Origin of the sequence: Paenibacillus sp. FSL M8-0228 (assembly GCF_038007385.1) — a bacterium.
Taxonomy (GTDB): domain Bacteria; phylum Bacillota; class Bacilli; order Paenibacillales; family Paenibacillaceae; genus Paenibacillus; species Paenibacillus polymyxa_D.
The window spans coordinates 684,854-699,254 of sequence record NZ_JBBOXA010000001.1; the positions used below are offsets into that span (position 1 = coordinate 684,854).

Consider the following 14,401-nt stretch of genomic DNA (forward strand, 5'->3'; position numbering starts at 1 on the left):
GTGTCCGAATATAAGAAGATGGCGAAGAAATAAACTATTTGAGGGGAATGATTTAAAATGACAAAAGAAAAGGATTAGTACTGTAAAAATAAAGTAATAGACTGGAGTCGTTGACTTAACAACGTTTTCGAATTGAAGAACCGTCAACTTTTGAGAAATAAGTTTTAGACTAATCCATTAAATGAAACAGCGGCAGAACAAGACCTGATAAATAAGGTCTTAGACTGCCGCTGTTGTTGTTAAACTAACGTTTCCCGTTAGTCTAACATTACATATTTAACTATTTATAAAGTTTTTTAAATCATTTTCTATAAAGTGATTTGGTTTCCATCCTTTTATTAGCTTATCTACTAAAAATGTATCTACCGCACTCAATGAAATTCCTAATAAAGTGCCAGCTCCTGAGCCACCTACTGTATTAAGTAAACCTGCACCTGTAAACAGCCCAACCTGATTGTTTTAGATGGTAATTTCTCAGCCCAAGTATTTGCATTATTAGCATTAAAGTATTCCTGTATTAAATTAGCTTCTGGGGGTAAATCACCAATAAACTCCTTGAATTTTCTACTATTTTCATATATAGATATATACTCTGAAAAAGTCTTTTCCCCGGAATTCAAAACTCCTCTAACATTTCCAGTTTTCAGTACAAAATTATTAAATGTTTCTATACTATTACTTCCACTAACGATTTTGTTATAAAGGGAATCAAATCTGTTCGCAATTAAGATAGAAGATGATGGGCTTAATTGGAAATCCGATGAGTGCTTTGACCATACTTCAAAGCTAGAAAAAGTCGAAAAATAACTTCCTAGAAATGAGAGAGGGTCAATTATCTCTTACCTAATATTATGTTCTAATTCATATCTTTTTAAAAGAGCATCATCTTCTATGATGTGTAATTTTAACTTAATATCTTTTGGAAGTTTCTTTAAAAGTAAAGGATTGGTCTTTATAAGGAAATTTTCTAAGTAATTTATGATTTGTTCTTCAGATTCCATTTCTTCTGCATACTTTTTTGTTGTTTCAAAATAAATATCATCTCTACTCATTAATCTGTAAAGTTTTCTTGCCAAAGGTAAGTCTGTAAAATGCCCATTAGGACTATTCAACCCACCTTTTTCCCACAAGTAATCTAAGTATGGGTCTACATCATCTTCATCCATTGAGGTAAACATTATTTCTGTTTTATCATCGTGGTGGAAAGTTCTAGTAACTGGTACAACCCAGAAATAAACTAATTCAATATTTTCTTTATGTTCTTCTAAAAATGGAATAAATTCAGCGGGATGGACTTGTGAAAACAAACGATTTAACAGATTCTCATTGACGATTATTTTTACCTTATCATAAAAAATTGCTTTCTCTGCTCTTGTCCCTAAATCGCAATCACTAGAAACACATATACTTTCAAACATTACAGCAACCTCCATATAATCCACATGGTATAATCTACCATTACTAATCTGCTGCATTAATTCAAGTACATTTATTCACAATCCATATAGTAATTTTAACATAAAGACTCAATAATAAATCACTCCCCCCTTATGAGGGATCAATATTTTTTACAATGCTACAACCATACTAGTTATTGAAATCTCATGGTTAACCTATCTGTCCGTTAGCTTAATGAAGCATCGTCAGTCTCTCTATTTTCTCAGTCTACAACTTTATTTGCTGAGTCTAACACTTTATTTTTTAGTCTAGAACGTTATTTTCTCCTGACAATTAAAATGCGCTGATGTTATTGAGTATTGTGGTACTACTGATTCTTTGGGATGGCTAATGAGTACAACAGGTTCAATACTAAAAGAAGCCAGGAGAATGATGGGCTCGGAGTCTTAAGTAGGATAAGAAAGTAAATAATATGTAATTTCTCCGAATAGGTAGGTTCAATTGCGAACCTACCTTTTTTCATTGAATACAGTTATAGCTATTTCTATAAATAAAAAAATTATTTGTATTATGCGACATAAGGACAATTTATTTTTAAATATATCTTTTAAGAAAATCTAATATAAACGTATTATTTATATCAGATTCATTTAAGTATAAACTGCTACTTATAAGCCTAACTTTACGCAAATGCAATAATTAGAAAGGAGATAGGGCTGAATTGTGAAGAGGTTTTTCGTCTTTTTAAAAATGAGATCTACGCTAAATGCTTCTCTTAACTCATTTTAATTTAGTTACCAAAATACCTTCTACAGTTCGGGCGCTTACTCATCTGAAAAATTCATTACACATCAAAACTTAATTAACGCGAAAAACATAACTTATTTGGAGGAATATCATTGAAAATCAAAGTGCTGATTCAATTTCTTATTTATTTATGTCTATATTGTAATGATAGAAGTACACTATGGTTATTAACTATAAGGAGCAAAAAAATAAAACATAAGAATGTGAGAAAGATTAATTTTTTAGTTTTGCTATCTCTCTCATTCATACTACCTTGGTATCTGAAAATCTTATTCATCTTACCTTGCTTAAAAATAACAGTGTATATGCTCTGAATAAAAATGGTTCCCTGTATCTTTGTTACATACAACTTGATTAGGAAGACTTCGTGGAGCCTCTATGAACGATGCATGTCTCAAGATGAATGGTCTCATTCCGTCGATCCGGCTGCTCCAATCGAGCCAACAAGGACTCAACGACGCGTGTACCGAGTCCGTACGGATAAGTATGTACGGTCGTGAGCGGAGGATCGATAATCTTGGCATTAGCAATATCGTCAAAACCTGTTACCTCGATTTGTCCAGGAACATCGATGTGCAACTCCTTTAGCGCACGAATAACCGAAATTCCAATATCATCGTTGGCACAAACAAATGCTGTCGGAAGCTTTGGAAGCTGCTTCAACTGTTCAAGCATCCACTCAACAGATAGATAAGGATTGTTGTCCTCAAGCTTGATGCTGAACGTCTCTCCAGATGAAGCGCGATGCATCCGGAGGGCTTGATCGTAACCAAGCCAACGCTCATAGAAGCTTCGACAGTGATTGTGGTCTCCGATAAATCCAATCTCCGAATGGCCGCGTCCAATGAGAGAACGAGTAAGATTGTATGTCGTGCGGTGATTCTCCATCAAGAGGATGTCGAATTTGTGTGGAGAGTTCAACGACTCTGGCAAAAAATCGATAAATACCGTTGGAATGCCCGTGTTTAGAATAGTTTCAATATAGGCTTCTTGGAAGATCTCAATACAAACAATTCCGTTCACATTTGATTGGTTAATATTGGAGGGCAGTGTGCATGAATGGATATCCTCAGGATTGACAAGAGATAAGATCAGATTAAAGCCTTCAGCGCGCAGGGAGGTTTCCATTCCTTTAATCGTTTCAGAGTAGAAGCTGATGGCGTTAATGTCCCCTCGTGTAAGAAGAGCAATATTGCCTCCATTCATAAAACTGTAGTTTTTGTATTTCATCTCCGCTGCTTTTTGGATTACTCTCTTTTTTGTGCCCTCTGGAATTTGCGGATGGTTGTTGAGGGCTTTGGATATGGTATTTCGAGACAGCCCCATTGCATCCGCGATGTCTTGAACCGTTACTTTCTCAGCCATAATAAGCTCCTTTTTATCCTGCTTCATAAAATCTTAAATGATAAACAAAAATTTATTCAAATGTAAATGTGAATGTGGTTTTTAGCTTGAAAACAATTCTTTGATCTTGCATACTGCTAATAAACATTCCCCTCTTATACTACACTACTCTTTGCCTTTTTTGTAGTAAGAGTTAGATAAAAAAGATTCTATACTATTAGGATAAATCGGTGTTCTTCTAAGAAAAGAAAGAGAGCTAGACCCCTTCTCGTGAGGGTTTGCTATCAAGGAAATATATAAACTTAAACAAGTAACAGAGTGAGTGGGATTTTCATTGCTTTTTATTTTTGAAAGCGCTATACTTTTGGTTATATAAATTAATGTTTATAAATATTGATTATAAATGTAAACTTGATGAACAATTAAATGCACAAGTATAAGTATTTTGAGGGTAAGGATGGAGGTAAACTAAAATGAGCTCTGTATAACCGGCTGTGATTTTATTGAGCTTTTCCGCCGGATAGCCAAATTACAGATTCGCTACACAACTCCTAAGACGGGGTCGAAAATTACAAACACTGAGTATTCTGCGGCGGGTCTTGCCGTTCCCGTTGGCTGGGAAACCGATGTCAATGCAGCAGTTTATAGCGAGATTTAAATGGGGTGCTGCGTAAGGATTCCTACTGCTTGTAATATATCGTAGGTACGGGGGGGCGGTGTTAGTGTTTATTCGGAAGGTGAAATTATACATATACTTGTATATCCGAAGAGTGGACAAATGCTGACCAGACGGCATTCTGAAGATGAATTCGTTAACATAGGGACGCCTTGAAGGCCATTGAAGCCAGATGAGAAAAAGGACCACGAGCTGCCGTTGAACCATATCGCATTAGATATGGAAGCCTTCTATATTGCTGGTCCATAAACCCGTGTCATTTTACTTTTGTCAACTCACAAAATTTTTTGGGCGGCGTTATGCAGCTGCTGCTGATTTTCCCGCTGAACCGGTAGGTTGTGCTCCGGAACCTGAACGGTTATTTCAATTTAAGTGCCATCTTGGAGCATAAGGATGAGTATAGTGTTCCACCGGGCTCGGATATTATTGAAAATTAACAAAAAGGGAAAGAGAGAGGGGAGTCGGAGTTTGAACATTCCCAATAGTCTCGTTCAAATTCTAAAATAGAAATCACAAGTTCAAGCTCTATATATTTTATAACAAATTTAATATGCTATCCCGGCCAGTTACTGTGCTGTAACTGGCCGCCTTCTACTTTTTTGGTAGAAGATGATTATTCCGTAGAGTAGAAATGGAGGGTAATCGATGAAAAAGAAATTCAAAGCTGTGCTGCACATCCTCATGGTGATGGCTATTATTATGACTTCATCTGGAGTTTACGCCGCTAGTCCTGATACCGGCTGGGCTGCACGGGCGGAAGGTAACACAGGAAAATCGGAAAAGGAGGGTCTTTCTATTTTTGAAAACGTTATAAATCTAAATACAAATTTGACAGGATGGCAGGTAAAAGGAAATGGCAAGTGGGGAGATGCCGCAGAAGGGCTCCTGCTGACATCTGATCCGCAGGAGGACGTGATGGCCATCTCAGAAACAATAGCAGATGATTTCCTGTATGAAGCCGATGTTATGATCAAGGATATGCAAGCGGATGCTTCTTTGCTCTTCCGTTCCAATGAAGACGGATTGAATTCGTATATGCTTCAAATTGCACCGCAGTCCGGTATTATCCGTTTAAAAGATGCGGGCAGTGGAGCAGGTAAATTAAATGAAGAGCATCCGGTTTCGCTCAAGAAAGGGGAGATCTATCATCTCAAGGTAAAAGCTGAAGGGGCCTCGCTGAAAGTATATTGGGGAACTCAATATAAGCCTGTGATTGATGTTCAAGACAGTTCATACCGATCTGGCCGCCTTGGACTTCACGTCTGGGATGGGTCAGCCTTGTTCCAAAACATAACCGTTAGCGATCTGAAAGGGAATCTGGGTTTGGTACTTGTGAAAAAAGGACAGTGGCAGCCTGACCTCAGCGGCCAAAAAGGAACGTCTGTGAACCAGAGCAAGGCTCAGCAAATCTATAGCAGGCAAGCTGCTGACTTTGTATATGAAGGAACAATCGTTTTCCGCTCCGATGCTGCTGCCGCTCTAGCTTTCCGGTCCTCTACCGATGGAACACGTGGATATGAAGCTACTCTGGTGAAGGAAGGAGAGCAGGTCCGCGTATCGCTGACGAAAGCGGATGGAACTGCAATTGCAGGCTCAGAGCGACCTTATCCGAGCTTAGCGGGGGCGAAGCATTATGTGGAAGTAAAGGCAATGGGTAACCGGATTCAAGTTTTCGTGGACGGTTATACTCCACCAGCAATCGATGTAACGGATCATTCGTATTCAACAGGAAACGCCGGTCTTGTTGTGAAAAAGGGAAGCGCTTACTTTCAGGATGCTTATGTCACGGAGTCTAATAATTATTATACTGAAACCTATCGTCCCCAGTATCATTATACACCGATCCGTGGGTACGCCAGTGACCCGAACGGGTTGGTCTATTTCGAAGGTGAATACCATCTTTTCCATCAGGATGGAGGCACATGGGCCCATGCCGTCAGCAAGGATATGCTGAGCTGGAAACGTCTGCCGATTGCACTTCCGTGGAATGATTACGGGCATATCTGGTCCGGATCTGCTGTGGCGGATGTAACGAATACTTCAGGCTTATTTACGGATTCGGGCGGCAAAGGTCTGATCGCCTATTATACTTCCTATAACCCAGATGGTCCTAATGGCAACCAGCGCATTGGCCTTGCTTACAGCAAGGATCAGGGGCGTACGTGGCATTATGCCAAGAATCGTCCGATCGTGGTTGAGAACCCCGGCAAGAACGGGGAAGAACCGGGGGGATGGGATTTCCGCGACCCTAAGGTGATTCGCGATGACGAGCATAATCGCTGGGTCATGGTAGTGTCCGGTGGTGATCATATCCGGTTCTTTACATCGGCTAATTTGCTGGACTGGACGTTGACCGACAATTGGGGTTATGGAGATTATGTTCGTGGCGGTGTGTGGGAATGCCCTGACCTGTTCCCACTGGTCGTGCAGGAAACGTCAGAGAAGAAGTGGGTTCTCATGATCAGTACAGGGGCGAATTCGGCAACAGGAGGATCGGATTCTGAATATTTTGTGGGAAGTCTGACTGCAGAGGGGAAATTCGTAAATGACAATCCGGCAGGAAAGGTGCTGAGAACGGATTTTGGCAAGGAGTATTATGCATCCATGTCTTTCTCGGACATGACGGATGGGCGCAGAGTGATGTTGGCGTGGATGTCCAACTGGGATTATCCGTTCGCTTTTCCGACTTCGGGCTGGAAGGGGGGACTGACTGTTCCGAGAGAGGTTGCTCTGGTCATGACCCCCGACGGACTCCGTCTCGCCCAGGGTCCGATCAAGGAGATGGAACATCTGCGCAGCAGGCTGTTCTCTGTAACTGACAAGATGATCAATCCATCTTCTCCAAACCTGCTGAAGGGACTTGTTTCTGGAGCATATGAGATTGAAGCCGAACTGGAGATTCCGGCTGGAAGTAACGTAACAGAGTTTGGTTTTAATCTACGTGAAGGTGCGAATCAGAAGACTGTGGTGGGTTATAAGCCAGGCGAAAGTAAATTGTTCGTGGATCGCTCTGCTTCCGGAGCTACGGATTTCTCCAATCTGTTTACCACAAGACATGAAACGGGGATGAAAGCCGAGAACAAGCGGATCCAGATGCGGATTTTGGTGGATGAATCCTCTGTTGAGGTCTTCGCTAATGGAGGCAAGGTGGTTTTCTCCGAGGTCATATTTCCTGATCCGGCCAGTAGGGAGATGAGCTTCTATAATCAGGGTGGCAATGTGAAGATTGTTTCTCTGTCGGTAAACAAGCTTGGATCAGTGTGGAATTCGGATAACGATTCGCCACTACGGATTGCAATGGACACGGGTGACCGTGAACTAGGGATAGGGCAAAGCGAAACGCTGCGGGCGGCAGTGGAGAATGGGCCTGGCAATGGTGTTCACCCGCTGGAGTGGAAATCCAGTAATGCCAAGGTGGTAGGCATAAAGGGAGCCGGCGCTTCTCAGGCAACTCTTATGGCCAAAAAAGAGGGCGAGTCCGTCATTACTGTATCCACCCCAAATGAAAAGGCATCCGCCAGCCTTCTTGTAAAAGTCTCTGGCGGCGAGTTTCATACCAGTCTCAGCGGCTGGACCCCAGATCCGTCAATGGCTTCATGGGTACTCAGCAAGGATGGAATTCGTGGAAGATACTCAAGCGACGCGAATTATATGGCCCAGGAGCAGGCTGGGGATTTTACTTATGAAGCTGAACTGAAGCTTGGCACGTCCGGCGGGGCTGGTTCACTTCTGTTCCGTGCAAGCGAGGATGGGCACAGCGGCTACTACCTGAATCTAGATCCTAACATGAAGTCTATTCGCCTGTTCTACAAAATAGATGGACGATTCGAGGAACGACAGGTTCTGGCGAAAGTCCCGGTCTTCATCCAGCGAGGCCAAACCTATAAAATAAAGATTCAAGCGGAAGGCCCGCATATCGTGGTACATATGGGAGGACTGAAAATAATGGATCTGAAGGATGGGACCTTTGCCGAAGGTCATTTCGGACTTCATGTCTTTGGCGGCTCTGTCTCTTATCAGAATGTAAATGTGACAGGAGGGAAACCGGCCAAGTTGAGGGTATCAAGCCTCGTGAACGTAGCATTCCAAAAATCCATATATACAGCCCGCCTGGCAAATGGCGAAGCAGTTAGTGTACAGGATGCAAATGAAGCCTCGGATCAAAAATGGGTGTTTGTGCCGACCGGAGATGATGCAGGTTCCTATTCCATCCGAACGACCTCCGGACAGGCGCTGGATCTGGACGCGGAGCACAATAAAATTCAGCTCTATTCTTATTTGGGCTACAATAATCAGCGGTGGATTGTCCACAAAAATAGGGATGGTTCGGTTGTCATTATCTCAGTTTATCATAATAGGGCTTTGACCATATCCGAGGATGGTTCAAAGCTTACGTTAGAGACTCCTCCAACGGATGAAATGCGACGAAATAGGTGGAAAGTAAGCTCTGATTTTTAGTTCTATCCTGTAGAAAAGCCCCTTCGCTTGGCGTAGAGGGGCTTTTGGCAAAAGGCGGATTTGTTATTGTGTTCATGCAGCTTCAGCTTACTTCTGTCAGGTTAGGAAAATCAATTTCTTGCTGGTCAGGAAAGCGTCGAGCTTCTTTCGCTTTTCGTATCGCCAGCGAGTGATAGAGACTGAGTGATAGAGACATATGAACAAGACCCGTTGAGATGTCCATGCTGCAAGCACCAGATGTTGCTTGTGGTGATTTGGCATGCCGATTTGGACGGATTTATTATTATGTGCAACGAGAATATAAAAAATCAAAAGAAATGGTGAATAATAAATGATGATAAACCACGAGGCCAAGGGAACGAATAGGATAAAATGAAATGGATTTGTAGGAGCCAAGGGAAAAGAGCTTTAGGTATGGATAGACTTTGTGTGGAATGTGGGACGGAATCGAATAAACCAAACATAACTTAACGATGGGGGCATTATTAATGAATATGGATGATGAGAAATTACTGTAGTGCTTTCAGAATGAGACTTTTCCCCTTGTAAGAAACAATTTTTAGACAGGGGAATGATGTACTTTGAAAATTTCAGATCGAGTATTAAGGCTTTATCTAAATCACATTTGCTTGGATTTGTGGCGGGGGCCTTACGGCGGTAAAAAGCACTATGACTAAGACGAAAGCCTCCAAGTGGGGAGTATTATTCTTCTGATGACCATACCTTTGATTATCAGGGCAAAGCTAACCCTCAGGACCATCCGGCAATTTTAAGTCACTTTATCGATTGGGAGTGGTTTTTCTTAGGTTGTGGGAACGATAGAGTCAATGGTTCTTCGGTCTTTGATGAAAGTGTTGAGTTCATTATTTTAGAGTTATAACAAATGGGTAAAAAGAAGCCCATTATCGTCGATACCTTTATGGAACCAGCATTTTTAAGAGGAATTTCTGCCTACAACCAGGTTTTCTTTGTGTTTGCCGAAGATGGACTAATTCGATCAGAGTATTTAGATCGAGATCACCTGAGAGGCATGGAGGATTTATTTCCTGTTTTATTTGATCCACAATGTACAAGAAGTGAAACACTAAATACAGTTGTTAAAGCTTCAAATCACTACCTACAATAAGCACAGCAATGTGAATTAAAATGTTTTATGAAAACATCTGAGTCAAATAAAAATGGAATATTATCGGCAATCGAAAATATTTTGGTCTGTCTTAAATACAAGGAGCTACTACATAGGATAGTAGTAGTTTCCTTTTGATTAAACTCCCTTGATATGATTTAGTTTCCTCACTTCACTTTCCAAGGAATAACTAAAAAGGTGTCCAGCGACCCTAGGATCGTCGGGACACCTTTGCTGTTCTTACAGTTCGATTTTTGTTTCACCCTGTTGCTCTATGAAATGCTTAACTTCTTCCAACGATGGCAAGGCTGCAATCGCTCCAACTTTAGTGCACACGATAGCGCCGACTTGATTGGCAAGTGTTATAAATTCCTGCTGTTGCTCCCAATCGGAGGTAAATGCCTTGGGCTGACTCAGCTGGCTGATTTGATACAGCATAGCTCCGACGAAGGCATCACCGGCACCGGTAGAATCGATCGATTTAACAGTAATACTGCTGATTAGCGAACGGGAGGTACCGCTTGAGATGAGAGTACCTTCTTTCCCCAAGGTAACTGCCACCGTTTTGGCTCCCAACCCATGCAAAAGATCCAATGAAGCATTGCGGTCAGTCAGCCCCGTAATGATATTTAATTCCTCTTCGCTTACCTTTACGAAATCCGCATTGTGTATTCCTCTTCTGGACAATGTTATAAACTCCTCCAGCCTATCTTTCCAGAGGTCCCCCCGGTAATTGGGATCAAAGGAGGTAAATTGCCCATTGGCTTTCGCTTCGTCCAATAAAGACAAATACGCTTCCCGGAAAGGATCGGCGAGCAAGGCCGTTGCCGAGCCAAAATGCAGAATGGCAGCCTGTCGAGTCCATTCTCTATCAATGTCCTGCAGAGACAGCTGACGGTCAGCTCCGCGGTTGAATACGAAATCTCGTTCGCCGTTAGCGGCAAGGGAAACAAAGGCCAGTGTAGTCGGTGTTTCCGGATCAAAAAGAAGCATGGAAGTATCCACATGCTGCTCCTCCAGCGTTTGCTTCAGGTAGATACCGAAGGGATCAGCACCGATTTTCCCCAAGAATGACGCTTTTCCTCCGAGTTTGGCTACGGCTGCGCTTACATTTGCCGGAGCACCGCCAGCCTGCTTGGAGAAATGCTGACCCTTGGCAAGATTAACATCAATATCCGTGCAGAAAAAATCAATGAGCAACTCGCCCACACAAAGAACCGTTCTGTCATTTTTCACTTTGATTCACCTCTTGGTAGATTTAGTTTAGAACAGGGGTCGAGTCCCGGTATACGATATCCGTTGCAACATGAGTCACTCGGTATGGCATGGTATTGTCTTTGATTCTGGACAATAACATTTCGGCTGAAATAATACCCATCTGACTACTGTAAATATGCACGGTTGTAAGATGAGGCTCGACAACCCGGGATTCCGAAGCATCATCGAACCCGCAGACAGCAACATCTTCTGGGACTTTAATCCCTTTGTTTTTTAAAGATTTGATCACGTTGATGGCAATGAAATCATTGGCGCAAATAAAGACGGAGGGACACTCCCTCAGAGCATCCAACTGCTGTTCCATCCAGTTCTCCTCTATAAAGAAGTTGCGGTCAGGCGCTACAATGCTATGGGCAGGATCTACGGCGATTCCTGCTTCTGCTAAGGCCCTATTAAATCCGGTCCAGCGTTCATTGAAGCTTTTGCAGTGATTGTAATCGCCTACAAAACCGAAGCTTTCATAGCCATGATCGATTAATTTCCGGGTAACACAGTATGTGCTGTGTTCATTTTCCATTAATACCAGATCCGCCTTCAATTCTGGATACATCATATCCGCAGCGCAATCAATAAAAATGGTTGGGATGCAAAGATCTGTGATCAGCTTGCTGTATTCCTTGCTGAACATTTCGATGCAGAAAATGCCAGCCACATTCGAAGGTTCAAAATTGCCGGGTAGGGTCATCGAATTGATATCATTCTCACGGACAAAATAAATGGATAAAGTATAGCCCTGTTTGCTGATTTCCTTCTCCAGTCCGCTGATCAACAAAGATCCAAAGTGTGAGCTATTAGGAAGATTACAGGTCAAAAGTGCGATATTGCCTTGTTTTTCAGAAGCTGTTTCCATATAAGAAAATTGTTTGTATTTAAGCTCCATTGCTTTTTTGACCACCTTGTCCCTAGTAACGGTGGGAATACTCTCCACTCCATTAAGCGCCTTGGATGCAGTGTTTCTGGAAATTCCCAAGGCATCAGCGATATCTTGTATCGTAACCTTTGACTTTCTCGTCATATTGTTCACCTTATTCTCCGAATTAAGATTCTTCATATTTCTAAATATATAGTATTTTCATGTTTTTAACAATGTATTTATTCAAATGAACAATAAAGGTTTACGTTTGTTTATTTATATTGTGTATTTTTGATGTATTTTTGCTAAAAACATTATAATTATCTTGAAATACGCTTTTTGAATGAATTTTTCACCCGAATTATATTGACTAATTAAATGTACATCTGATAAATTGTAAGAGTGAAATATGTTCAAATGTAAATTGTAAGCCCATTCATTTTGGGAATGTGTAAAATTCTCGTTCTGTTGGAGGTGTGGATATTACAAGCAAGTATTTGAAAAACATCTTGGTTAATTATGTCAGAGAGATGACATAACATGGCTTATATTTTGTGTCGTATAACAAGCCGTGAACAGTAGGAGGGAAAATATTGGCAAATTCGATCGTTCAAAAAAGGGGATTAAAGGCTTCAGAAACAAAAAAAAGAAACCATTGGTTAAGCTATATGCTTCGAAATTATATATTGTATTTGTTTCTGCTTCCGTCCATAATTCTTACCGTCATTTTCAAGTATGTTCCCATGTACGGCTCGATCATTGCGTTTAAAAATTTCAGCCCAAGAAAAGGCATCCTCGGCAGCGAATGGGTTGGATTTGAACATTTTCAGCGGTTTCTTTCATCACCAAATTTTTATGACATATTAATGAATACGCTTAAATTAAGCGCTTACGGTCTTATTCTCGGCTTCCCAGTACCCATCATTCTGGCCTTAATGCTAAATCTGGTCAGAGGAGCGAAGTTCAAGAAGAATATTCAGCTTATTGTATACGCACCTAACTTCATCTCGGTTGTTGTTGTTGCCGGTATGCTGTTTGTTTTTCTATCGCCAGCTGGAATAGTGAACGCTTTGGTAACAACCTTCACCGGCAAGCCGATTGCTTTTATGACTGATCCTGCCTATTTCCGAACGGTATATATTTTGTCTGGTATATGGCAAACAGCGGGCTGGTCCTCTATCATTTATGTGGCCACCTTAGCCAATGTGGACCCGCAGTTGCATGACGCTGCAACAATTGATGGTGCTTCATTGATGAAGAGAATCTTCCACATTGATCTGCCAGCTCTTAAACCCGTCATGGCCGTCCTGTTCATTCTCGCTGCAGGAGGTATTATGTCGATCGGCTATGAAAAGGCTTACCTAATGCAGACGGCTCTGAACACACCTACCTCGGAAATCATCGCGACTTACGTATACAAGGTGGGGTTGCAATCCGGCGATTATGCTTATTCTACGGCAATCGGGTTGTTCAATTCCGTAATTAATGTATTCCTGTTGATTTTCGTAAATACCGTCGTCAAGAAGCTGAACGAAGGAGAAGGGCTGTATTAAAGAAGGAGGTATTTATGGATATTCATTACACCGGGAAGGACCGGATTCTGCTCATCATCAATTATATTCTACTTGGTTTGTTTGTTCTCGCTATTCTGTTACCGCTGGTTTATGTGGTGCTTTCGTCCTTTTTAACTCCAAATACCCTGATTACCAAAGGGTTTGCCATTACATCATCAGACTGGACACTCACGGGATATGCCAAAATCCTAAGCAACAGTGCCATGATCCGCGGTTTTTTTAATGCTATTTTTTATTCAGCAGCCTTTGCGTTCGCAACCGTATTATTTTCCGTCTTCGCGGCTTATCCGCTTGCGATTGAAGAGTTGGTAGGGAAACGGTCCATTATGATCTTTTTCCTGATAACGATGTTTTTCGGTGGCGGTCTGATTCCTACCTATCTAGTGATTAAGGATTTAGGCATGTTGAATACGGTGTGGGCCATTATTCTGCCCGGCTCGATCAGCGTATTCAATATTATTCTGGCAAAGACCTATTTCCAGGGGCTTCCCAAAGAGCTGTTCCAGGCGGCGAGTATAGACGGAGCTTCTGAGCTCAGTATTTTCTTTAAAATCGTCCTGCCGCTTTCCAAGCCTATTATTTTTGTTCTAGCTTTATACGCTTTTGTCGGACAGTGGAATTCTTATTTCGACGCCATGATTTATCTGGATGATCCGAAGCTGTTTCCGCTTCAACTGGTACTGCGCTCCATTTTGATACAGAATCAGGTTCAGCCCGGCATGATTGCCGATGCGATGGCACAAGCGGAGCTTAAGAAATTGTCTGAAATGATTAAATACTCTGCCATTGTCATATCAAGTCTGCCTTTGATTGTCATGTATCCATTCTTCCAGAAGTATTTTGAAAAGGGTGTCATGGTAGGTTCGATCAAATAACAAATCGGGGGA

The 14,401-nt window shown here is 41.7% G+C and carries 8 protein-coding genes; 4 read left to right on the forward strand and 4 right to left on the reverse strand.

What is annotated here, in order from left to right; all coding sequences use genetic code 11:
* Positions 1-839: 839 nt before the first annotated feature.
* Both MKY98_RS03185 and MKY98_RS03190 read right to left on the reverse strand, forming a co-directional pair.
* Positions 840-1,418 carry a hypothetical protein gene (locus MKY98_RS03185; protein ID WP_069010901.1) on the reverse strand — a complete coding sequence of 193 codons (579 nt, stop codon included), beginning with the start codon at positions 1,416-1,418 and terminating at the stop codon, positions 840-842.
* A 1,141-nt stretch (positions 1,419-2,559) separates the two neighbouring features.
* The gene (locus tag MKY98_RS03190; RefSeq protein WP_029515929.1) at positions 2,560-3,570 is read right to left on the reverse strand and encodes a LacI family DNA-binding transcriptional regulator; all 1,011 of its coding nucleotides are present in this window, start codon (positions 3,568-3,570) and stop codon (positions 2,560-2,562) included.
* A gap of 1,300 nt (positions 3,571-4,870) precedes the next feature.
* On the opposite strand from MKY98_RS03190, the gene MKY98_RS03195 reads away from it, so the two are divergent.
* Together MKY98_RS03195 and MKY98_RS03200 are read left to right on the forward strand one after the other, a co-directional pair.
* Positions 4,871-8,683: a GH32 C-terminal domain-containing protein gene (locus tag MKY98_RS03195; protein ID WP_069010902.1), complete on the forward strand. Its 3,813-nt coding sequence runs from the start codon at positions 4,871-4,873 to the stop codon at positions 8,681-8,683.
* 883 nt (positions 8,684-9,566) lie between these two features.
* Positions 9,567-9,809, forward strand: coding sequence for a hypothetical protein (locus MKY98_RS03200; protein WP_069010903.1), 243 nt, complete (start codon positions 9,567-9,569; stop codon positions 9,807-9,809).
* A 240-nt stretch (positions 9,810-10,049) separates the two neighbouring features.
* Here the strand turns inward: MKY98_RS03200 and MKY98_RS03205 are convergent, their stop codons facing one another.
* Both MKY98_RS03205 and MKY98_RS03210 read right to left on the reverse strand, forming a co-directional pair.
* Positions 10,050-11,045 carry a carbohydrate kinase family protein gene (locus MKY98_RS03205; RefSeq protein WP_029515926.1) on the reverse strand — a complete coding sequence of 332 codons (996 nt, stop codon included), beginning with the start codon at positions 11,043-11,045 and terminating at the stop codon, positions 10,050-10,052.
* Positions 11,046-11,067: 22 nt separating this feature from the next.
* The gene (locus MKY98_RS03210) at positions 11,068-12,102 is read right to left on the reverse strand and encodes a LacI family DNA-binding transcriptional regulator (RefSeq protein WP_029515925.1); all 1,035 of its coding nucleotides are present in this window, start codon (positions 12,100-12,102) and stop codon (positions 11,068-11,070) included.
* Between the two features lie 506 nt (positions 12,103-12,608).
* Between MKY98_RS03210 and MKY98_RS03215 the strand changes: the two genes are divergently transcribed.
* The gene (locus MKY98_RS03215) at positions 12,609-13,493 is read left to right on the forward strand and encodes an ABC transporter permease (protein ID WP_230584986.1); all 885 of its coding nucleotides are present in this window, start codon (positions 12,609-12,611) and stop codon (positions 13,491-13,493) included.
* A 14-nt stretch (positions 13,494-13,507) separates the two neighbouring features.
* Positions 13,508-14,389: a carbohydrate ABC transporter permease gene (locus MKY98_RS03220; protein WP_013309484.1), complete on the forward strand. Its 882-nt coding sequence runs from the start codon at positions 13,508-13,510 to the stop codon at positions 14,387-14,389.
* Positions 14,390-14,401: the final 12 nt, after the last annotated feature.

Coding starts and splice junctions, on each gene's coding strand:
- MKY98_RS03200 (WP_069010903.1), top strand. CDS start 9,567: ATGGGTAAAAAGAAGCCCATTATCGTCGATACCTTTATGGAACCAGCA.
- MKY98_RS03210 (WP_029515925.1), bottom strand. CDS start 12,102: ATGACGAGAAAGTCAAAGGTTACGATACAAGATATCGCTGATGCCTTG.
- MKY98_RS03215 (WP_230584986.1), top strand. CDS start 12,609: ATGCTTCGAAATTATATATTGTATTTGTTTCTGCTTCCGTCCATAATT.
- MKY98_RS03190 (WP_029515929.1), bottom strand. CDS start 3,570: ATGGCTGAGAAAGTAACGGTTCAAGACATCGCGGATGCAATGGGGCTG.
- MKY98_RS03185 (WP_069010901.1), bottom strand. CDS start 1,418: ATGTTTGAAAGTATATGTGTTTCTAGTGATTGCGATTTAGGGACAAGA.
- MKY98_RS03220 (WP_013309484.1), top strand. CDS start 13,508: ATGGATATTCATTACACCGGGAAGGACCGGATTCTGCTCATCATCAAT.
- MKY98_RS03195 (WP_069010902.1), top strand. CDS start 4,871: ATGAAAAAGAAATTCAAAGCTGTGCTGCACATCCTCATGGTGATGGCT.